The 20,350-nt window shown below is 46.0% G+C and carries 19 protein-coding genes; 8 read left to right on the top strand and 11 right to left on the bottom strand.

What is annotated here, in order from left to right; all coding sequences use genetic code 11:
- Positions 1-711 precede the first annotated feature (711 nt).
- A complete protein-coding gene (locus JGK11_RS05065; RefSeq protein WP_293181510.1) occupies positions 712-2,190 on the bottom strand; it encodes a leucyl aminopeptidase in 1,479 nt (492 codons plus the stop codon).
- Between the two features lie 190 nt (positions 2,191-2,380).
- On the opposite strand from JGK11_RS05065, the gene JGK11_RS05060 reads away from it, so the two are divergent.
- Positions 2,381-4,582, top strand: coding sequence for a transglycosylase SLT domain-containing protein (locus JGK11_RS05060; protein ID WP_293210840.1), 2,202 nt, complete (start codon positions 2,381-2,383; stop codon positions 4,580-4,582).
- Positions 4,583-4,918: 336 nt separating this feature from the next.
- Here JGK11_RS05060 and JGK11_RS05055 read toward each other — a convergent pair whose 3' ends face one another.
- Positions 4,919-5,416, bottom strand: coding sequence for a pentapeptide repeat-containing protein (locus tag JGK11_RS05055; protein ID WP_293181516.1), 498 nt, complete (start codon positions 5,414-5,416; stop codon positions 4,919-4,921).
- A gap of 107 nt (positions 5,417-5,523) precedes the next feature.
- Here JGK11_RS05055 and JGK11_RS05050 point away from each other — a divergent pair, with 107 nt between their 5' ends.
- Complete coding sequence (locus JGK11_RS05050) at positions 5,524-5,889, top strand: phage holin family protein (protein WP_293190171.1); 366 nt, start codon at positions 5,524-5,526, stop codon at positions 5,887-5,889.
- Positions 5,890-5,893: 4 nt separating this feature from the next.
- Here the strand turns inward: JGK11_RS05050 and JGK11_RS05045 are convergent, their stop codons facing one another.
- A complete protein-coding gene (locus tag JGK11_RS05045) occupies positions 5,894-6,727 on the bottom strand; it encodes a cobalamin biosynthesis protein (RefSeq protein WP_293210838.1) in 834 nt (277 codons plus the stop codon).
- A 236-nt stretch (positions 6,728-6,963) separates the two neighbouring features.
- Here JGK11_RS05045 and JGK11_RS05040 point away from each other — a divergent pair, with 236 nt between their 5' ends.
- Positions 6,964-7,329 (top strand): hypothetical protein, encoded by a 366-nt coding sequence (locus JGK11_RS05040; RefSeq protein WP_293181524.1) that lies wholly within the window; start codon positions 6,964-6,966, stop codon positions 7,327-7,329.
- An 8-nt stretch (positions 7,330-7,337) separates the two neighbouring features.
- Here the strand turns inward: JGK11_RS05040 and JGK11_RS05035 are convergent, their stop codons facing one another.
- Both JGK11_RS05035 and JGK11_RS05030 read right to left on the bottom strand, forming a co-directional pair.
- Positions 7,338-7,859, bottom strand: coding sequence for a GNAT family N-acetyltransferase (locus JGK11_RS05035; protein ID WP_293210836.1), 522 nt, complete (start codon positions 7,857-7,859; stop codon positions 7,338-7,340).
- A gap of 282 nt (positions 7,860-8,141) precedes the next feature.
- On the bottom strand, positions 8,142-8,756 hold the full coding sequence (locus tag JGK11_RS05030; RefSeq protein WP_293181530.1) for a TetR/AcrR family transcriptional regulator: 615 nt from the start codon (positions 8,754-8,756) through the stop codon (positions 8,142-8,144).
- 487 nt (positions 8,757-9,243) lie between these two features.
- On the opposite strand from JGK11_RS05030, the gene JGK11_RS05025 reads away from it, so the two are divergent.
- From JGK11_RS05025 to JGK11_RS05015, 3 genes are all read left to right on the top strand, one after another.
- A complete protein-coding gene (locus tag JGK11_RS05025; RefSeq protein WP_293181533.1) occupies positions 9,244-10,839 on the top strand; it encodes a pitrilysin family protein in 1,596 nt (531 codons plus the stop codon).
- 305 nt (positions 10,840-11,144) lie between these two features.
- Positions 11,145-12,626, top strand: a complete 1,482-nt coding sequence (locus tag JGK11_RS05020) for a pitrilysin family protein (protein ID WP_293210834.1) — start codon at positions 11,145-11,147, stop codon at positions 12,624-12,626.
- 112 nt (positions 12,627-12,738) lie between these two features.
- Positions 12,739-13,989: an SAM-dependent methyltransferase gene (locus JGK11_RS05015; RefSeq protein WP_293196751.1), complete on the top strand. Its 1,251-nt coding sequence runs from the start codon at positions 12,739-12,741 to the stop codon at positions 13,987-13,989.
- 193 nt (positions 13,990-14,182) lie between these two features.
- Here JGK11_RS05015 and JGK11_RS05010 read toward each other — a convergent pair whose 3' ends face one another.
- From JGK11_RS05010 to JGK11_RS05000, 3 genes are all read right to left on the bottom strand, one after another.
- On the bottom strand, positions 14,183-14,968 hold the full coding sequence (locus JGK11_RS05010; protein WP_293210832.1) for a Uma2 family endonuclease: 786 nt from the start codon (positions 14,966-14,968) through the stop codon (positions 14,183-14,185).
- A gap of 189 nt (positions 14,969-15,157) precedes the next feature.
- Positions 15,158-16,549: an asparagine--tRNA ligase gene (gene asnS, locus JGK11_RS05005; RefSeq protein ID WP_293190183.1), complete on the bottom strand. Its 1,392-nt coding sequence runs from the start codon at positions 16,547-16,549 to the stop codon at positions 15,158-15,160.
- 106 nt (positions 16,550-16,655) lie between these two features.
- Positions 16,656-17,021 carry a DUF2203 domain-containing protein gene (locus JGK11_RS05000; protein WP_293181554.1) on the bottom strand — a complete coding sequence of 122 codons (366 nt, stop codon included), beginning with the start codon at positions 17,019-17,021 and terminating at the stop codon, positions 16,656-16,658.
- Between the two features lie 114 nt (positions 17,022-17,135).
- Between JGK11_RS05000 and JGK11_RS04995 the strand changes: the two genes are divergently transcribed.
- A complete protein-coding gene (locus JGK11_RS04995; protein WP_293181557.1) occupies positions 17,136-17,411 on the top strand; it encodes a DUF6439 family protein in 276 nt (91 codons plus the stop codon).
- Between the two features lie 239 nt (positions 17,412-17,650).
- On the opposite strand, the gene JGK11_RS04990 is transcribed toward JGK11_RS04995, so the two are convergent.
- Positions 17,651-18,142, bottom strand: a complete 492-nt coding sequence (locus tag JGK11_RS04990; protein WP_293205209.1) for an anti-sigma regulatory factor — start codon at positions 18,140-18,142, stop codon at positions 17,651-17,653.
- A 195-nt stretch (positions 18,143-18,337) separates the two neighbouring features.
- Positions 18,338-18,577 carry a hypothetical protein gene (locus JGK11_RS04985; protein ID WP_293181563.1) on the bottom strand — a complete coding sequence of 80 codons (240 nt, stop codon included), beginning with the start codon at positions 18,575-18,577 and terminating at the stop codon, positions 18,338-18,340.
- Between the two features lie 261 nt (positions 18,578-18,838).
- On the opposite strand from JGK11_RS04985, the gene JGK11_RS04980 reads away from it, so the two are divergent.
- The gene (locus tag JGK11_RS04980; protein ID WP_293181566.1) at positions 18,839-19,729 is read left to right on the top strand and encodes an alpha/beta fold hydrolase; all 891 of its coding nucleotides are present in this window, start codon (positions 18,839-18,841) and stop codon (positions 19,727-19,729) included.
- Between the two features lie 454 nt (positions 19,730-20,183).
- On the opposite strand, the gene JGK11_RS04975 is transcribed toward JGK11_RS04980, so the two are convergent.
- Positions 20,184-20,321: a hypothetical protein gene (locus JGK11_RS04975; protein WP_293147539.1), complete on the bottom strand. Its 138-nt coding sequence runs from the start codon at positions 20,319-20,321 to the stop codon at positions 20,184-20,186.
- Positions 20,322-20,350: the final 29 nt, after the last annotated feature.

The raw sequence follows: 20,350 nt of genomic DNA, 5'->3' as shown, positions 1-20,350 counted from the left end.
CTGACTGAAGTTTCTGGGAGTAAAAATAATCGCGCGCAGTGTTTCCGATCCCTGGTGCTTCTAGAATAATTTTCGATATAGCGGTTTTCAGAAAGATAAGGTATGTTGTTGGGCTTTAGCCCTGTGAGTTTAGTAGTTATATGAGCTGTCAGTTATACCTCATCTTTTTGAGAAAGGCTATAAATTATGTACCGAAATGCTTCGCCCTTGCCTAAATGAGATGAACGCAAATACGTAGTTGCGAACTTAGCGCTTTTTGTTTAGATCATGAAGAGCGCTGAAGCGCAACTACGTACCTAGGATGATAATCAATAATAGCGCTTTTTGCTGGGATTGTTAAGAGCGCTGAAGCGCAACTACGTACCTAGGATGATAATAAATAATAGCACTTTTTGCTGGGATTGTTAAGAGCGCTGAAGCGCAACTACGTACCTAGGATGATAATAAATAATAGCGCTTTTTGCTGGGATTGTTAAGAGCGCTGAAGCGCAACTACGTACCTAAGATGATAATAAATAATAGCGCTTTTTGCTGAGATTATGAAGAGCGCTGAAGCGCAACTACGTACCTAAGACGACAACCAAACGGCCCTGACTTCCTCCCCGAAATTGCGGGGAGGGAGTTACAAATTCACAAATGATTTAGGATTGCTATGACCCAGATTGCCAGCAGCAAAAATCTCTATTTTTGCGCTAGCCAATCCACAGTTAATTAAGCACCACCAAGCACCAAATGCACCAGAGTCCGAACTCCAAAACCAGTTGCTCCAGCGCCGTTATAACCGTTTTCCTTGTCGCTCCAAACTGGGCCAGCAATATCTAAATGTGCCCAAGGAGTGTCCTTAACAAACTGCTTCAAAAATAGCGCCGCCGTAATCGAACCGCCGTAACGAGGCCCTGTATTTTTCATGTCAGCGTGCAAAGCCTTCAAGCCATCAAAATACTTCTCTTCCATCGGCATTCGCCAAAACTTTTCACCTGCCAATTCAGAAGCCGCGACTATTTCGGCTGCGACACTATCTTGAGGACTCCACAAACCGGCGATATCTTCGCCCAAAGCAATGACGCAGGCGCCAGTTAGAGTGGCTAAATCGACAATTACGTCAACTCCCAACTTATCAGCAAATACCAAAGCATCAGCGAGGGTTAAACGACCTTCGGCGTCGGTATTGTTGACTTCAATTGTTTTGCCGTTGGAAGCTGTAAGGATGTCTCCAGGGCGCATGGCGTGGCCGCTGATCATGTTTTCGGTGACGGCACTGATAAAGTGAACTTCGACATCTGGTTTGATGTGTCCGATCGCCTTTGCGGCTCCCAAGGTAGCAGCGGCACCGCCCATATCTATTTTCATCATTTCAATACCGCTGCCGACACCTTTGATGTTCAAACCGCCGGAATCAAAGGTTAATCCTTTGCCGACGATCGCAATTTTGCGGCGGGGTGTGCCTGCGGGTTTGTAAGTCAGGTGGATGAATTTCGGCGGCAAGTCGGATGCTTTGGCAACGCCGAGAAAGGCTCCCATGCCTAGTTTTTCGCAATCTTCTTGCTCTAATATTTCTAATTCTAAACCGCATTCTGCTGCTAGACTTTGAGCGGTTTCGGCCATGGTAATCGGGGTGACATAATTGGCAGGTGCTGCGACTAATTCCCGTGCTAAAATAACTCCGGCTGTGATTTGGCGGGCGCGGGCGATCGCACTTTCGGTACCGGCGAAACCGAGTAAATGAATTTGTTCTACTTGCGGGCTTTTTTCGTCGGGTTCCGATTTGAAACGGTTGTCTTGATTCAGCGAGAGTTCCACACCTTCGGCGATCGCACTTGCTGTAACATCCGGCGCACTTTGCCACACCGGAAGGCTAATTCCGAGGGTTTTGCATTTCTCCTTTTTGGCTAACTTGGCGCACGCGCCCGCAGCTTGCCGCACGGTTTCTAATTTTAAGTCTGCGGCTTTCCCCAAACCGACGATCGCAATTTTGCGAATCGGACTATTGCCGCCGACACGGGCGATCGCACTCTGGCCCGCTTTGCCCTTAAAATCTACTTCCATTAGCAGCTCTTTCAACGTGCCTGCAAGCTTTTCATCTAATTGTGCCAAGTCGCCGGCGATCGAGAGAGCGTCCTCAAATAGACCAATTGCCAGGGCATCTCCCGTCCAAGCAGAGGGGAGCGTATCGGTGACTAGAAATTCCATGTTTTGATTTACAGTTTAGATTTTAGATTTTTGATTGTACTTTGTCCTTGCTGGTTTGTCGTTTTTCCTTCGATCGAGTAAATAAATCTATCGCCTAAATTCTCCGCTACACATCTAAATAAATTCTGGTACGATATCAGCCAAGTCCGCTGGCGATCGATTTTCTATTGTTATTTTCTTAAATTTTCCCATGCTAAAGCGACGAAAAACCCGAGTTTCTGTTTTAATTGGCGTTTCAGTTTGCATAATGGCGATCGCCTCTGTGGTTGGTGCGGCGAAATGGATGGGTGTCGGCCCCTTCCAGAAGGCTCAGCGGCCTCGGGATGCAGCGAATTCCGCCTCTGAAGTCAAAATGTTGGTATCGCTGTCACCCAATGAGCGATCGGCAAAATTAGTCGAACTCGCGGGCGATCGATCTGAGAATTCAAACGACAAGCAGCAAATCTCCCCTCAAAGCCGCGCCCGCTACTTACTTGCCAGCGATTTAATCCAGCAAGGAAATGCCACCAAAGCATTAAAGTTACTGGAAAATTTAGAGCAAGAATATCCAGTTTTAGCTGCTCAAATTGCCCTCAAACGCGCGCAAGCTTACGAATTGAGCGGCGACAAAGGCAAAGCACAAAAAGCTTGGGAAGAACTGCTTAAAAATTATTCTAGCGATCCAGTATCTGCCGAAGCTTTGTATGTTCTAGGCAAGTCGAAACCCGAATATTGGAAGCAAGCAATTACTGAATTTCCCGCACATCCGCGCAGTGTAGAAATAGCCCGGAAGAAGTTAAAAGAAAATCCCAATCAGCCCGAGTTAATGCTGTTAGTAGCAAAGCACGGTCATTATGTCAAAGATTACGGTACATTATTAGAACAACTGGCGCAGCAAAACAGCGCCACTTTGAAACCCGAAGATTGGGAAGAAATTGCCTTTGGCTATTGGGAAAAACAGGATTACGGCAAAGGAGCGATTGCTTACGGAAAAGCTCCCCGCACCGCCAAAAATGTTTACCGCAAAGCTCGCGGTTTGTGGCTAGACGGCAAAATCCCGGAATCGAGAATTGCCTATCAAGAATTAGTGCGGGATTTCCCCAATGACGAAGATACTGGTATGGGTTTAATCCGGCTGTCACGGCTGAGCGAGCCCAAGGATGCGATCGTGTATCTCGATCGCGCGATCGGCAAATTCCCCGATCGTGCCCCCGAAGCTTTGCTAGATAAATCCAAACTTCTCGACAAAGCAGGTAGCGGTGAATCCGCCTCACAAACCCGCAAGTTGCTATTGACAAAATACAACAATTCTGATACAGCAGCCGAATTGCGTTGGGCGATCGCCCAACAGTATGCCAAAGGCGGAGATTTAAAATCAGCTTGGCAGTGGGCGAGGGAATTAACCACCCATAATCCCGACAGCGAACAAGCACCAGAAGCAGCATTTTGGGTCGGCAAATGGGCTATGCAACTCGGCCGCGAACAGGATGCCAAGACATCCTTTGAGTACACCATTGTACGCTATCCAGAATCATATTTCGCATGGCGATCGGCAGTATTTCTAGGCTGGCCAGTAGGCGACTTTACCACAGTCCGAGACTTATCTCCCAAGGTAGTGCAACAGCCTCAGCGCCCCGAACCAACCGCCGGATCTCCTGCATTAAAAGAACTGTATCAATTAGGTCAAGATAGAGATGCTTGGACGTTGTGGCAAATAGAATTTACCAACCGCGTCGAACCAACTATAGCCGAACAGTTTACCGACGGTTTAATGCGAATTGGAGTCGGAGACAATTTAGACGGTTTGTGGATGGTGGGGAGTTTGCGCCAGCGGGAAAAACCCGATGATAGAGCCCAATACCAAGCACTCACACAGCAGCCAGCTTATTGGCAAGCACTTTATCCTTTTCCGTACTTAGAAAACATTACGAAATGGTCGCAAGAACGGAAAATAAATCCTGTTTTAGTGACAGCATTAATCCGGCAAGAATCGCGGTTTATGCCCGGAATTAAATCAGCAGTTGGCGCCACTGGTTTAATGCAGGTAATGCCTGAAACGGCTACTTGGGTAGCAGCAAAAATTAACCTCAAAAAGTATTCACTGGAGAATGTGGACGACAATATTAAACTCGGAACTTGGTATTTGGATCATACTCACGACGAGTACAAGAATAATTCGATGTTAGCTGTGGCGAGTTACAATGCAGGGCCGAATGCGGTAGCAGATTGGTTGAAGAGGTTTAGTTTTAGCGATCCGGATGCTTTTGCGGAAAAGATTCCGTTTCCTGAAACGAAAGGATATGTGAAATCGGTGTTTGAGAATTACTGGAATTATCTGCGGATTTACAATCCAGAAGTTAATCAGTTGATGACTGAACATTATCAGGCTGCTCAGAAAAAAGCCAAGCCTTAATAAATCTGTTTTGAGCTGTCAGGAACAGGCTTTCCTGCCTGTTCCACAATCACATTAATTTTGTCTGTTTATAACTTGTGGGGAGGGCTTCTAGCCCGCCCGGAACAAGCTTTCCCCAGAGTGGTTTTATTATCATAAAAATAGGTACGTAGTTGGGCTTGGGCCCTCTTTAGGCGTATATATTAAACAGGGCTAAAGCCCAACTACGTACCTTCTGTATAAAAATAGGTACGTAGTTGGGCTTGGGCCCTCTTTAGGCGTATATATTAAACAGGGCTAAAGCCCAACTACGTACCTTCTGTTCCACAAATTGAAATAATGGGATTATAAAATAAATCAACGACATCCCAAGGAATCGCGAGTGGAAATCCCAGTTTGAGAATTAATTCCGCTGGCTTTACTGCACAATTCTTTAACTTGTGCGCCATCCATAATTGCATCAGTAAAATCAGCACCAGTAATATCAGCTTCATCAAAAGTAGAACGCAACAAAATTGTTTCGACTAAAATGGCATCGCTTAAATCAGCCTTAGTAAATTTAATTTGATCTATCATGGCATTAGTTAAATTTGCGCCGTGTAAATTCGCCTGAGTCATCACCGAAGCGCTCATGATTGCTCCCCGCAAATCGGCATTAGAAAAATTAGTTAAGTCCATATTAGCGTTAGAAAACTCAGCGGCGCGCAGTGTTTGGCCAGAAAAATCGCGTCTGGTCAGTTCGGCATTGCTAAAGGACAGCGGCGGTGGGTAATATTTAGATTGAGCTTGGGCTGCGCGCGGCAGGATGAAGATGGTTAGCGCCAATAGGAATGCTGCTAGTTGCCGGAGTTTCATAAATCTGATGTGGTCGCAAGGTGGGTATTTGGTAGTGTATCCCGAACTTTGGTCGATCGCCTAAACAGCTACAATCTTAATTAATAGTGATGGAGATGAAAAAAGATATGCTAAGTTTTTTCTTAACTTGGATAGTAGCGGCCGTTTCGCTGATCATTACCGCTAACATTGTACCAGGTATTGCGGTGACGAGCTTTCCGGCGGCGATGCTGGCTGCTGTAGTTATCGGATTTGTAAACGCGGTTGTCAGGCCGATTATTACATTGCTGACGCTGCCTTTCAGCATTCTGACTTTAGGTTTGTTTTTGTTTGTGGTGAATGCGATTTCGCTTTCCTTGGCTTCGTGGTTGGCTGGTGCTTTCAGTATCGGTTTTGCGATTAACGGTTTTTGGCCTGCTTTGTTCGGTTCAATTGTGTTGTCGTTGGTTTCTGGGCTGATTGGCCGATTTGTGAATACCGGTGTCGAGCAGTAAGATATTATCCTGGATAGTCGATCGGGCAAACTGCAACGGCTACAGTTACCGCAGAACCCCCCCTAACCCCCCCTTGTAAAGGGGGGGGATTTTTAGTTGAAAATATTTTTTTTGGCACTAAAAGCCTGTTATGGGCGGGCAGGATGCCCACCCCACAAGCAGAATATTCACTCTTTGTGGAACAGGCATCTTGCCTGTTGCTGATAATTGTGGAACAGGCATCTTGCCTGTTGCTGATAATTGTGTAATCTGTTGGTTCGATCGCGCAAAGTGCACTGGCTTCTGCTACGCTGGGCGTTCCGACTTCTTTCGCTGCAACATCTGAAGGATTGGGGACTTCAACGGAACTTAAAACATCAGCCGCAAAGGTTTTTAACGGCCAATTTCGCGATCGACAAAGTTCCAGCAAGCCGATTTCGCCTGCTTTAGCGTCTATTGTAGCAATACCTGCGATCGCACTTTCCGCTAAATGATAACTGCGACAGACACTTTGAATCGCAGTTTCGATTAATTCTCGCGAAGTTCGGGCCTTGCAACCTATCCCTACCCACAACACTCTCGGATGCCACTGAACCTTCGGCAAAACAGATTCCGGCGCAAATCTTCTCTGGGTAAAACTAATCCAAATTCGCCCTTTGATAGGTGATATATTTTCCCCATCCCAATACAAACAATGTTTTTCCGGCAGACTGTTTCGCCACAAAGTCGAACCAACTTCTTGAATTACTTCTACAGTTTCCCCTCTCTGCATCGCAGCCGCCACTCCCGTCCAGTCGCCTGTCCCGCGATTCCAACTCCTGGGAATATCTAGCCTATCTAACCTAAATTCATCGCTCATTATGCAATTATATATATTCCAATACGGTTCACTTAAGATGGTCATTGCGAGGAACGAAGCAATCGCAATGTATATTTTTCATGAGTTTTCCCTGTTGTCATCTCTTAAGTTAACCGTATTGATATATATTCCGTAGTTTCACTGAGAATCCAATCTTAAAAATTTTTTAACACTCTTTGTTGATTTTTTTTTGTATAATCACCTTAGCACAAACTGCAAACAATTAAACATTTAATATGGTAGAACTGAACCAATTACTGTTAGAGTTTGAAAGCAACCTCGCATGGGAAGCAGTGACGCAAGAATGGAAAGAACGTCGCGACAGTTGGGTGAGCGACGTGCAAGCAGCAGTCGATCCGTCACAGTTAGCAAAATTTCTAGTTGAATTGGAATCAGACATCGAGTGGGAAGCGGTGCAAAATCAATGGAAACGGCGCCGGGAAAGTTGGGTAGAAGAATGTCAAGCAGCATCGACTCTTGAAGAAGTATCAAGTTTATTGCTGGAACTAGAAAGCAATACAACTTGGGAAGCATTTATTGATGAATGGCAGGAAAATCGGGATAATTGGGCCAGGCAAATGTACGAGTTTAACGATGAGTAATAATTTACTCAATCAAAATCTATTTTCATAGTCAATGATGTCCCGGCTGTGCGGTTAATTATCTCGCTTCCCTCAATTACTTTAAATCCCGATCGCTCGTACAAATTCAGGGCCCGATTTGAGCTTCTGACACTCAGGGATACCGCTGGATAAGATGCTTTGGCTGCTGGCAACAAATGAGCCAGCAATTGAGTTCCTACACCCTGATTTGTGTATTCTGGAAGAACCGCGATCGCCAATTCCGGGATAGTATCGTCAATCCAGCCAAATCCCTTGTCATCCCCTGGAAATAAACGCAGCCACGCCGCTCCTACTGGCTGGCTGCCATTCAATTCAATTGCTAGGAAGCCCATATCGCCTGCACGTCCCCAATGCTTGACATATTTCGCAATTAAAGGATGATTCACAACAGCTTCCACCGTTGATTCACCTTCTTCTGCCATGTGCGCCGCTTCGTACAGCATTTGCCACAAAAAAGGCTCGTCTTCCTGCGTTAGCGGCCTAATAGAATAGTCTAAGATTTTTTCCATAAGGTAGAAGAAAGTTAGGCAAAGGATTCGCTCGACGGATTTAACAAATGCGTGGAAGAATAAAGAAGGAAAAAAACCGAACTACTAATGACCAATGATTAATGACGTTCGCGAGCGGGGACGATCGCGCTAATAACGTTCGCGAGCGGGGACGATCGCGCTAATGACGTTCGCGAGCGGGGACGATCGCGCTAATGACAACTGACAACTGACAACTGACAACTGACAACTAACCACTAACCACTAACCACTAACCACTAACAACTAACCACTGCCAACTGACTAATCCTTAACTAAAACCCCATTCAGAAAAATCTCTGCCAATCCTTCCGCCATTTCCTGCATTTCCTGCGGGGAAGCATTCGGCTCCATAATTGTATTCTGACTGAAACCGGCGACGGCAAACATTCCCAAAAATACTTGAGCGACAATTTTTGGATTCATCTTCCGATAAACTCCTTTTTCCATCGCCGTTTCAAAAAAAGCCTCAGCCACAATACTCATTTTTCCGATGACTTCCAACTGAATTTTGTCGCGCAAATCGGGATGAAACTGCGCCTCCAAAAAACATACCCGCATCATATCGCTATTCTCGCGGATATTTAGCATCCGCCTCCGCATCACTTGAGCCACTGCTTTGTAACTACCCATCTCGCTCAATTCCGTCAGCAAATCTGTCAGCAACTCCACCCATCCTTCCGTCGCCACCTCAACCAAAATCGCTTTTTTATTATCAAAATGCCGAAATAGCGTACCCTCCGCCACCCCCGCCGCCGCTGCTAAATCCCGAGTTGTCGTACCGTCGTATCCGCTGCGGGCAAATAACCGCTGAGCTGCTTGTAAAATTCGTTTCTTGGTTTCTGTTTCTGAAGGAGGAGACTGATTAAAAATTCGCATGGCTTTGGAATGGGTAATTGGCGATTTAAGTAGAAGGAAGAAGGAAGAAGAAAGAAGGAAGAAGGAGGAAGACATACACAGCAAGCTTTTAAGCGAGCCGTATTTTACGTTTGATTAGGTTCATGCACTTGGAACTGCGGGTTTGGGGCGGGCGGGCGAAATAATGTTAAGTTTTAAGTAGTGCGCGACTTTAATCTTAAACTGGAAGTGGCGCAACAGATCGCTTATGCCCCCAAAAATCTTTATGCTTAAAAAGCATCTCTTGTTATTCGGCATAAACTTCTTGCCGTTTGACAATCCAAAATCCAAAATCTAAAATCTAAAATCGAATGACCCTTTTTGAGATTTGCTGTATCAGCCTAACATCTGTGGCGCAACAGATCGCTTATGCCTCAAAAAATCTTTATCCTTAAACAAGAATCTCTTGTATTCGGCACAAACCTCAGGTTTGACAATCCAAAATCTAAAATCTAAAATCTAAAATCGAATGATCCCGCAGTTCCAAAAACCACGCGCGGCGAAGCGATCCCTTAGGGAATCGCCCAAACCCAAAACTCGATTCATTGCCTCCCTACTCGCCGCTGTGCTGCTGTGGTGGGGAATTTCCCCCGAAATCGCCCTCGCTCGCGAGAACCCCGCTAGCGGCTCGCAATTAGTGTCTGTGCAACCGTCGCTCGATCGCGTAATCAAGCAAGTCACCGAATTTAAGCTCGACAATGGCATGACATTCGTGGTGCTCGAAAGGCCCAGATCTCCGGTAGCATCGTTTCTGATTCACGCCGACGTGGGAGGCGCCAACGAACCAGAGGGTCAAACTGGAGTCGCCCACTACCTGGAACATTTAGCTTTTAAAGGTACGCCCAAAATCGGCACAACCGACTACAAAGCCGAAAAGCCGCTGCTAGAAAAACAAGATAAACTCTTCGAGCAAATGCAAGCAGCGAAGGCGATCGGCAAAACTGAAGAAATCGCCAAATTCAAAGCAGAATTTGACAAGGTTGAATCCGAAGCTTTGCAATTTGTCAAGCGCAATGAATTCGGTAAAATTGTCGAACAAGCAGGCGGAGTTGGACTAAATGCCGCTACTTCTATCGACTCGACTATGTATTTTTACAGTCTCCCCGCTAACAAGTTAGAGCTGTGGATGTCGCTAGAATCCGAGCGTTTTTTAGAGCCTGTTTTTCGGGAATTTTACAAGGAAAAACAGGTAATTTTAGAAGAACGGAGGCTGCGAACTGAGAATTCGGCGATCGGGCAAATGGTCGAAGTTTTTGCTGACAAAGCTTTCTCTGTTCATCCTTACCGTCGCCCGGTGATTGGCTACACTGAAGATATTAAGAACCTCACCCGCAGCCAGGTGCAGAATTTTTTCGATAGTCACTATATCCCCAGCAAGCTGACTGTGGCGGTGGTAGGAGACGTGAAAGCTGCGGAGGTGAAGCGTCTTGCTCAAATTTATTTCGGCCGCTACAAGGCGAAACCAGCGCCTCCTGAATTGCAAATTGTGGAGCCTCCGCAAACACAAACGAAGGAAGTGACGCTGAAGTTAAAAACTCAACCTTGGTATTTGGAAGGATACCACAGGCCGGCGATGAATCATCCTGACAATGCGGTTTATGAAATCATTGGTTCTTTACTCAGCAGCGGCCGCACTTCTCGGCTTTATAAGTCTTTGGTTGAACAACAGCAATTGGCGCTAGCTGCTCAAGGTTTTAGCGGTTATCCGGGGGAAAAGTACCCGAATTTGATGCTGTTTTACGCTCAAACTGCTCCGGGTAAGACGGTTGATGAGGTGGCGGTGGCTTTGAGTAAGGAAATCGATCGCCTAAAAACTGATCCGGTGTCTGCTTTGGAGTTGGAACGGGTGAAGACTCAGGCGAGGGCTGGTTTATTGCGATCGCTCAATTCTAATATGGGCATGGCATTTTCGCTGCTGGACTATCAAGTAAAAACTGGTTCGTGGAAAAATCTGTTTAAGCAATTAGATGCGATCGCTGCTGTTGCTCCCGCTGACATTCAGCGAGTAGCCAAGGCAACTTTCCGCCCGGAAAATCGCACGATTGGCAAGCTTTTGTCGCTGTAAGAAGAAGGAAGAAGGAAGAGGGAAGAAGGAAGAGGGAAGAAGGAAGAAGGAAGAGGGCATTAGTGTCAATTTAAGCTGAAACCTAGTGCCGATATTCTGTCTGGCGATTAGGTCTAGATCCCCCCTAGCCCCCCTTAAGAAGGGGGGGACAGGAGTATTCTCAAAGTCCCCCTTTTTAAGGGGGATTTAGGGGGATCTGGCCTCGGAGAAAAGCGAGATTTACTGGTTTCCATGCTCTGCCTGGGAACGCATATCCCGAGGCTCTGCCTCGTCCAATGGTCAATAGATGAAAATTAGGAGCAAGAATGAAAAGGACTAGATTGAGACTGAAAAAAGTCAAGTTATTTCTGCTGGCACTTTGCTTTTTTACTGTTTCACTTGGCACGTTTAATTTGTTACCTTCCCTAGCGGCTGGGCCGAAGCACTATGACGAATTAAAATTCCCGGGGCTGGCAGAAATTAAACTGCCTAAATACACTCGCTTCGAGCTAAAAAATGGCATCCGAGTCTATCTGATGGAAGATAGAGAACTCCCGCTAGTCGGGGGAACGGCGCTATTTCGCACGGGCGATCGTTTTGAACCTGCTGATAAAATTGGATTGGGAGGTTTGACGGGAGAAGTGATGCGAACTGGTGGCACGAGTCGCCATACGGCTGATGAATTAAATCAGTTGCTAGAACAGCGGGCAGCTTCTGTAGAAACGGGGATTGATGTTGCTTCTGGCAACGCTAATTTTAGCGCTTTAGCTGAAGATGTGGAACCTGTATTTGACTTGTTTTCTGAAGTGATTCGGGAGCCAATTTTTGCTAAGGAAAAGTTGGATTTAGCTAAGAATCAAGAGCAAGGTGGCATCGCCCGTCGCAACGACGATCCTAACGATATTACGGGCCGCGAGTTTCAAAAGTTGATTTATGGCGATCGCAGTCCCTACGCGCGCACAGCAGAATACAAGACTATTGCCAATATTTCCCGCGACGATTTGGTGGGTTTCTACCAGAAGTATTTCCACCCGAAGAATATGATTTTGGGTATTTCTGGCGATTTTGATACGGCTAAAATGCGATCGCTCGTTGAGCAAAAATTCGGCAACTGGGTACCGACTCAGAGTGCAGAAATGCCTGCGCTACCAGCGGTAACGCCGGCGAATCAAGGCGGCATATTTTTGGTAAATCAACCGCAATTGAGTCAAAGTTACGTGCAGATGGGGCATTTGGGCGGGATGTTGAACAGCCCAGATTACGGTGCTTTGGACGTGATGAATGGGGTTATGAACGGTTTTGGCGGGCGTTTGTTCAATAATGTGCGATCGCGCCAAGGCTTAGCCTACAGTGTTTACGCGGCTTGGAGTCCGAGATTTGACTATCCAGGGACGTTTGTGGCTGGAGGCCAAACGCGATCGGACGCGACAGTACCGTTTATCAAAGCAATCCGCGCTGAGATCGATCGAATTCGCACCGAACCAATTACCGCCGAAGAATTAGCTTTTGCGAAAGATTCCACCCTCAATTCTTTCATCTTCAAATTTGAAAATCCCAGTCAAACATTGTCGCGACTAATGCGCTACGAATACTACGGTTATCCCGAAGATTTCATTTTTCGCTACCGCCTCAGCGTCGAAGCAGCCACAATTGCCGACGTGCAGCGCGTTGCCAAGACTTACTTAAAACCTGAGAATTTGGTAACATTAGTAGTGGGAAATACTGCGGGAATTCAACCGCCGTTATCGAGCTTAGGAACTTCGGTAAAAGTGCAATCTGTTGATATCACAATTCCATCGGCGACTTAATCAATAATTCGTGTGACGCACCAGACTATTGTGTGGTGCGTTGCTGTGATATTTTGACTTTAATTTGTAAATTTTCTTTCTGCGACGCACGCTACCGCTACTGAATAATATAATGAATATCAACACGCAAGAGCAATTCGAGTTAATTCTAGGTTCTAGTATAGAAAATCAAGAATTTATCAGATTAACTTTAGGAAAATATCGAGGAAAAGAAGACGGCTTAACTAAAATCATTGTGAGAAGCGTACAATTTAAATCAAGCATAAAACTTTCTTTTACCTATAGCTACAAAACTAAGGAAATAGTAAAAAATTACCTAATTGCAGAGGGAATAAATTTAATCAAAACCCTGACGGGAAGTGAATTTATGAGTATTAGATTATTCTCGCTGACGCAGGATGTCCAACTTGAATATGGCAAAGATAAAAAACCAAAACTTAAATTTATTAAGCCTACTTTCACCAATCCTGTTGATACGGTTCCGCAGGAACACGATCGCAATAAAAAACGGTATATTCAATCAGAAAACAATTTATATCTCACAGCATTAGGTATTACCAACAGTCAAGGTAATATCGTAAAAACAATGGAAGATAAGTTTAGACAGATAAATAAGTTTGTAGAAATTATAAATAGCTTAATTGAATCATCAGGATTGGCAGCGAAAAGTCATATCTCTGTAGTTGACATGGGTTCAGGCAAAGGATACTTAACATTCGCAATCTATGATTTTCTGAACAATATTTTAGACAAAGAAGCATCAGTTATTGGTATAGAAAGCAGAATACATTTAGTAGATTTTTGTAACTCAGTCGCCCAATCAGTTGAGTTTAAAAATTTACATTTCAAACAAGGCAATATCAGTAACTATAGCGCAGAAAAATCAGACATAACCATCGCACTTCATGCGTGTGATACTGCAACAGATGATGCAATTTATAAAGGGATACAATCTGATTCTTCTTTGATTATCCTAGCACCATGCTGTCACAAGCAAGTTAGGAAACAAATTCATCCGAATATGGTTTTGAAGGATCTGCTGAAGTCTGGCATTTTGCTAGAGAGGCAATCGGAAATAGTGACTGATGGATTAAGAGCGCTTTTACTTGAATTGTCTGGCTACAAGACCAAGGTTTTTGAGTTTATAGCGGCTGAACATACGAGTAAGAATATAATGATTGTGGGAATCAAAAGCAATCAGAGTATCAACAAGGAGCAGATTCTTGGACAAATCCAAGAAATTAAAAAACTTTATGGAATAAAGTTTCACTATTTAGAAACTTTACTATTTCCCGATCTCTTTCTTTCCCCCGATCTAGCTACTATAATTAATACTGAGTCGGTAGGCGATCGGGCTATATAGCAATCCTAAATCATTTGTGAATTTCTTACTCCCTCCCCGCGGCTTCGGGGAGGGTTGGGGTGGGGTAAAAATTTTACGACTCCTGCAAGGATTGCTATAATACCAATTTGAACCCGATCGCATTCAAGCAGTAAGGCTGGGTTTGAAGCGCCGTAGGGTCAATTTGGATTGAGTAGCGGCCCGATCGCCCGATTCATGTCAGCCGATCGGGATCGACACCCAACTCCCGCAACTTTGCCGCCAATACCTCCGCCCGCTGGCGTTCCTGTTGGGCCCGCTGGCATTCTTGTTCCGCCCGCTGGCGTTCCTGTTGGGCCCGCTGGCGTTCCTGTTGGGCTTGTTCCGAACTCCACAGCAGCAAATTTCCCTGCGAATCCCACCAGCGCAGCCAATTCATAGTTTGCCCCAAACGTTCCCCCCGCCAAATCCCCAGCCATAAATCTAACTCTGGAATCCGCACCCGTCCCTGTGCATCAGCAGTCTGGGTTACATAGCTCCCATTTTGCAGATACCGCACTTCCAACTTGGGCTCGTAGGGGTCGTAAGTAACATAGGTAGGAACTTGCAGAATCTGTTCGTAGAAGTAGAGCTTACCGTAGGGAGGAGTCGATCGCACAGACAATTCGCCGTAATCTTCATTAGACAAAAACTCCATCACTACCGATATCGGCGCACCCTCCAGATTCGGCGTGTAACTGCGGCGAATCGTACCCTCTGCAACTGGATGCACTTGTGGCACGTAAAACCAATCCGGTGCTTTAACTACAGTTTTCTGATTGATAGTCGCTACCAGTCCAAAATTGGAACCAATTAGGGCGAGTCCAATAAGTCCGGCGGCCCCCAGAGCATCGGTGAGAGAGGCAGCAAGGGGCGGTTGTTGAATATTTTCCACAGGATCGTCCGGTAAAATAAAGTCGGCTGGTAGGGCTTCCCAGGTGACAGTTGGTGCTTTGGAACTCGACGGAATTTGAAGAACCATGAGCCTATACCATGTTAGATTTTAGATTTGAGATGGGAAAAGAAGACGCTCGCGGTTGAAACCGCGTCTATACAGACCAAACCCGAGCTCAGAGGGGTTAAATAACGCGCTGTGAAGATTATGTTATTGTCTTCAGTCCGCGGAGGCGGACTTTGTTTTTGTAGGCGCGGTTTCAACCGCCGTCTGCATCTAAAAATCAATAGTCAAAGGTGCTCTCGGAAACGGAATTACATCCCGAATATTCCCCATCCCAGTCATAAACTGCACCAACCGTTCAAACCCCAAACCAAAGCCAGCGTGAGGTACAGTACCGTAGCGGCGCAAATCCAAATACCACCACAACTCCTCCTTATTCATACCCTGCGCGTCCATGCGCCGCTCCAACACATCGAGCCGTTCTTCCCGCTGCGAACCGCCGATAATTTCCCCAATATTCGGAGCCAAAACATCCATCGCTCGCACCGTTTTCTCGTCCTCATTTAAGCGCATATAAAATGCTTTAATCCCGACGGGATAATCGCTGACAATAGTCGGCTTTTTAAACAAGTCCTCAGCCAAATAGCGCTCGTGTTCCGATTGCAAATCTAAGCCCCAGCTTACCGGAAAATCAAACTTTTTGTCAGCTTTTTCCAAAAGTGCGATCGCCTCCGTGTAAGTAATTCGCTCAAACTGATTGTTAATAATATTTTCAGCAGTCGCCAAAACAGTCTTATCAATCCGCTCGTTGAAAAACTCCATATCCTCCGGACAATGCTCCAAAACAAAGTTAAAAATGTACTTTAAAAACGCCTCAGCCAAATCCATATTACCCTGCAAATCGCAGAAAGCCATCTCCGGTTCAATCATCCAAAACTCAGCTAAATGCCGCGAAGTATTGGAATTCTCCGCTCGGAAAGTCGGGCCAAAAGTGTAAACATTACCGAAAGCCATTGCCATAACTTCCGCTTCCAACTGGCCGCTAACTGTTAAATAGGCGCGCTTCCCAAAAAAGTCTTTCGCATAATCAACTTCTTGCGAATCAGTACGCGGCACATTCTTTAAATCGAAGTTAGTAACGGCGAACATTTCCCCCGCACCTTCGCAGTCGCTAGCAGCCAAAATCGGAGTGTGAACCCACAAAAAACCGCGCTCTTGAAAAAATTGGTGTACCGCCGCCGAACAAGCATTGCGGACTCGAAAAACAGCGCCGTGGGTGTTTGTGCGCGGCCGCAAATGGGCGATTGTCCGCAAAAATTCCAAGGAATGGCGCTTTTTCTGGAGCGGATAAGTTTGCGGGTCTGCTTCGCCGTAAACTTGTACTTGTGAAGCTTTCAACTCAATTCGCTGTCCCTTCGCGGGAGATGCCACCAGCACTCCTGAAACTTCTACAGATGCACCTGTATTGATTTGTTTGAGTATATTTTCAAAGTCGGGCAAATCAGCATTAATGACTACTTGCAAGTTAGCCATCGCCGAACCATCGTTGACTTCGACAAAGGCAAATTCTTTTAACTCGCGTTTAGTACGAACCCAGCCTTGAATGGTTACAGTTTCGTCTGGTTCGCCGGCGCGCAAAATTGCTGCAATTCGTTGATTTGTCATATCCAATCCTGTTTATTTAATATTTTGCACCATAATTCTCTCTTTTCTCTTCCTCTGCGCCCTCTGCGCCCTCTGCGGTAAAAAAAATCATAACTCCTAACATAATTCAACCGACATAGGATTTCAAAATCCAACCGAGCAAAATACCGAGTCCCCCAAAGCGAACCGCTTGCCAAAAAGGTTGTTTTATGCTTCCCCAAGAAAACAGGCTGCTTTCTAAATTTAACTCGATCGTTTCCAATTCTTGCTCAATTTCCCGCAATTCTTTCTTGAGTTGCGGTAATGGGTTTTGGCGCAGAGACTGGCGGACATCTTCTCGCCGGTTGCCGAGTTCGGCTTGGCGCTGGCGATCGCACTGAATCTGAGTGTAACGCTCTTTGACTGCTGCGAGCGATCGCTCCACTGCTGCGATCGCCTGCACAAACTCATTTTCTGAATCTTCCCGATTTAACTCTGACGGCTGTTGAGGCATTTCGATCTGCAAACCCGACAATACTTAAAAAAACAATTCCCAATTAACTTGTTATTATATGCAGTATATTTTTTCAATTCAGAAACCGCAGCCAAATAGCTATAATTGCCATCTATGCTTGAAACTACACAAACAACCCAAACTGTCAACCTCAACGAGCTGAGCACAGTAGAACTGGCTCAAGCCCTCGCAGCCCGCCTCGCCATTTCCGAAAGAGATTGGCACCGCCTCAAAGCCAACCGTTCCGCCCGGGCCGGAGAGCAAGCCGCGGCCGCTTTGGTCTTTTTGCTGAAAAATCAGCCCGAAGAAGCTCTGCCGCGCTTAAACCAAGCAGCAGGATGGCTGGATCGATCGATCTGTGCACCTCCGTGCCCGACTCACGGCAAATAATTTTGACTCTTGAGTTAAATATTTGACTAGAGTCCAAAACTCAAAGAATCGCGCTGCTCGATCGAGCAGCGCGATTGCGAGCTAAAAAAGATTTATACTTTTCTCACTCAAAACTCACATTTTGCATTATCATCTACTATCAATAGCCTGATACTCAAAATTCTCCATCCTCGGTTCAGCGAGGAAACGAAAAAAAATGCAGGTCGAGCTGATCTGAAAAACGTCGCCAAATATCAGTTCTAGCGCAAGCGAGGCAGCCGGTAGCGACTGGGAAGTTCTTTGCACAGCCGTAACTCTGTGCCTTGAGAATTCCACTCAACCCGATCGAATATTTGGTAAAGGATAAACAGCCCCCTACCACATTCTTGTTCAACATGGGGGAATGCAGAATTATCTGCAACATCCTCTGCTATGAGACTGTCGCAAGTATCGGTATAAAGGTCGCAACCGCAAGGTGCTTTAAAGCCACAACCTTCGTCTGATATCACCCACCAATATTCGTTTTGGACGATCGAAAAACGGACTCCAACAGTTTTACTGGGGTCTAACTTATTTCCATGCTTAGCTGCATTTACCAAAGCTTCTTGAAGCCCCAACCGTAATTCCGCTTGCCAGTGATGCGGAATCTCTGCTAGGAGCAGATCCAAAATAGGACAAAGGTATAGGGTAGAAGCGAAGCTAATCGTAATCCAATTGCGTCCGACGACCGGACGGGGTGAGATAGCAATCACTCAGAAAACTCCCTAACTTTCAGGTGGATAAAGTTCACACCCTGCATAGTTGGCTCCCTAGTATTCAAAATACTCATTAATTGAGCGGCGCAGCTCTATTTCTATCTTAGAGTATCAAAGCCGTTAAGAAAAGCAAAGAACATCACAAAATATTCTGCGATTCTCAGAAACTTTTGCCAAGAACTCCCAGTAATTTTACTTATAACTTCTACCCGCATCCTGATTTTTGAGGTCGGCTTTTGCTAGGGCACTGAAGCTGAACCCGCTGCATCCCAAGCCGTCAACAGCTCGCTTACCAAACGATCCCCACCTTGAAAAGATCGGAAATCCGTCCAAAAAAGTCGATCCCTTGACTCCTAGCCAATGGGGATCGACTCCCACCACCACAGCTTGGGCCCGATCGCCTAGATCTCCTACTTGTACCAAAGATCGCAAGGATCTTACCTAGGTGTGTTGCAGTCGAAACCAGATATATTTCCAAAATGCCGATCGAATACTGAAAATCCGACTGCTGCGACCTTTACCAAATCAATATTTGTTACAAAACTTATTGATTATGAGTGCGATCGCCCGAACTAGCCCAACTCGACCAACTTGACGTATCCCTTACTGGCAAAACCCCAGCGCGTTGGCAAAACTTTATAAATCTGAACCTCACGATACAATAGTTAAAGTAAATACTTATTTCTTTACATTATGCAAACAACCCCAGCCATCACTGCAACCCCCATTCCAGGCACATACTGGCAATGGCGGGGCCATTCAGTATACTATGTGCGGTCGAGCGATCGACATCTCGAACGCCCTCCCCTGCTGTTAATTCACGGTTTTGGAGCATCCACAGACCACTGGCGCAAAAATATCAGCGGGCTGAGCAAAGAATTTGAAGTGTGGGCGATCGACCTGATCGGATTCGGGCGATCGGCAAAACCCGAAATCCAGTACAGCGGCGAGCTCTGGCGCGACCAACTCCACGACTTCATCACCAACGTCATCGGCCGGCCCGCCGTACTAGCCGGGAACTCCCTCGGAGGCTACGCCGCCTTGTGCGTAGCAGCCCAGCGTCCCGAATCAGCCACCGGACTCATCTTAATCAACAGCGCCGGCCCCTTCAGCGAACCTCAGCCCGCACCCGAAGCCCCGCCCTTGCAAAAAGCCATATCTACCGTAGCTAAAACCTTATTCCAGCAAGATTGGGCAAGTTTTCTGCTGTTCCAATACGTACGAGGGCGATCGACAATTCGGAAAACCCTACAAAAAGTTTATCTCGACCAAAGCGCCGTCACAGACCAATTAGTAGAAGAAATTTACCAACCCTCGTGCGATCGGGGTGCACCCAAAGTATTCGCCTCCGTCTTCCGAACACCCCAAGGTGAAAAAATCGACGTATTGTTGAGTCAATTAAATTGCCCGCTGCTAATGCTGTGGGGAGAGGGCGATCCGTGGATGAATTCTACCAACAGAAGCGCCAAATTCCGCGAACATTATCCGCAGTTGACAGAACACTTTATCAAAGCCGGTCACTGTCCCCACGACGAAGTACCAGAAGAGGTAAACGAACTGATTCGCGCGTGGATAATTGACTAGGGCATAGGGCATAGGGCATAGGGCATGGGGCATAGGGCATAGGGCATAGGGCATGAGTTACTGGTTATTGGTTATTAGAACGAACAACTAACAAGAAACATAGGACAAATCAGCTCCGAGGCATTTAAATTGCACGTCCGAATAAAGTTAAACTTTTGTGGGGCGGGCATCTTGCCCGCCCTAAAGATACAATTTAAATGCACAACCAATAACCAATAACCAATAACCAACAACCAACAACCAACAACCAATAACCAATGACTTCAAGTGTGTTGATTGTGGCGCGGGTGTCCCGCCCGTGAATCCTACTAAATCAAATAGGTTTGTAGTGAGGACTTCAGTCCGCATCAATTTCTGCGGACTAAAGTCCTCACTACAAACCTCTAAAGGCGACCTATTTGGGTTGCCTTGTTTACTATCATGAAAAATGCAATTTGTCAACAGCAAATAGCGACTATTTTTTACGCTTGGCGTTATCTAAGCGCCTGCGATCGCGCCATTCAACTGCTGTCAAATAAGCGACCCCGCCAGTCACTGTCAGCAACAGCACAAAGGCTACCAAAACCAGCAAATTAGCAATCGAAAATTCCACAACCCCTCCTGCTTGCCTTATACTTGAGA

Source organism: Microcoleus sp. PH2017_34_RAT_O_A, assembly GCF_020737885.1.
In the GTDB taxonomy this organism is placed as follows: domain Bacteria; phylum Cyanobacteriota; class Cyanobacteriia; order Cyanobacteriales; family Microcoleaceae; genus Microcoleus.
Note: the sequence above shows the minus strand (reverse complement) of the source record. Positions and strands in the feature narration are given on the sequence as shown.

Excerpts from the sequence above, each read along its gene's own strand:
- JGK11_RS04980 (WP_293181566.1), top strand. The coding sequence starts at position 18,839 with ATGCAAACAACCCCAGCCATCACTGCAACCCCCATTCCAGGCACATAC.
- JGK11_RS05045 (WP_293210838.1), bottom strand. The coding sequence starts at position 6,727 with ATGAGCGATGAATTTAGGTTAGATAGGCTAGATATTCCCAGGAGTTGG.
- JGK11_RS05050 (WP_293190171.1), top strand. The coding sequence starts at position 5,524 with ATGCTAAGTTTTTTCTTAACTTGGATAGTAGCGGCCGTTTCGCTGATC.
- JGK11_RS05055 (WP_293181516.1), bottom strand. The coding sequence starts at position 5,416 with ATGAAACTCCGGCAACTAGCAGCATTCCTATTGGCGCTAACCATCTTC.
- JGK11_RS05010 (WP_293210832.1), bottom strand. The coding sequence starts at position 14,968 with ATGGTTCTTCAAATTCCGTCGAGTTCCAAAGCACCAACTGTCACCTGG.
- JGK11_RS05020 (WP_293210834.1), top strand. The coding sequence starts at position 11,145 with ATGAAAAGGACTAGATTGAGACTGAAAAAAGTCAAGTTATTTCTGCTG.
- JGK11_RS05015 (WP_293196751.1), top strand. The coding sequence starts at position 12,739 with ATGAATATCAACACGCAAGAGCAATTCGAGTTAATTCTAGGTTCTAGT.
- JGK11_RS05040 (WP_293181524.1), top strand. The coding sequence starts at position 6,964 with ATGGTAGAACTGAACCAATTACTGTTAGAGTTTGAAAGCAACCTCGCA.
- JGK11_RS05025 (WP_293181533.1), top strand. The coding sequence starts at position 9,244 with ATGATCCCGCAGTTCCAAAAACCACGCGCGGCGAAGCGATCCCTTAGG.
- JGK11_RS05035 (WP_293210836.1), bottom strand. The coding sequence starts at position 7,859 with ATGGAAAAAATCTTAGACTATTCTATTAGGCCGCTAACGCAGGAAGAC.
- JGK11_RS05060 (WP_293210840.1), top strand. The coding sequence starts at position 2,381 with ATGCTAAAGCGACGAAAAACCCGAGTTTCTGTTTTAATTGGCGTTTCA.
- JGK11_RS05000 (WP_293181554.1), bottom strand. The coding sequence starts at position 17,021 with ATGCCTCAACAGCCGTCAGAGTTAAATCGGGAAGATTCAGAAAATGAG.
- JGK11_RS05030 (WP_293181530.1), bottom strand. The coding sequence starts at position 8,756 with ATGCGAATTTTTAATCAGTCTCCTCCTTCAGAAACAGAAACCAAGAAA.
- JGK11_RS04995 (WP_293181557.1), top strand. The coding sequence starts at position 17,136 with ATGCTTGAAACTACACAAACAACCCAAACTGTCAACCTCAACGAGCTG.
- JGK11_RS05065 (WP_293181510.1), bottom strand. The coding sequence starts at position 2,190 with ATGGAATTTCTAGTCACCGATACGCTCCCCTCTGCTTGGACGGGAGAT.
- asnS (WP_293190183.1), bottom strand. The coding sequence starts at position 16,549 with ATGACAAATCAACGAATTGCAGCAATTTTGCGCGCCGGCGAACCAGAC.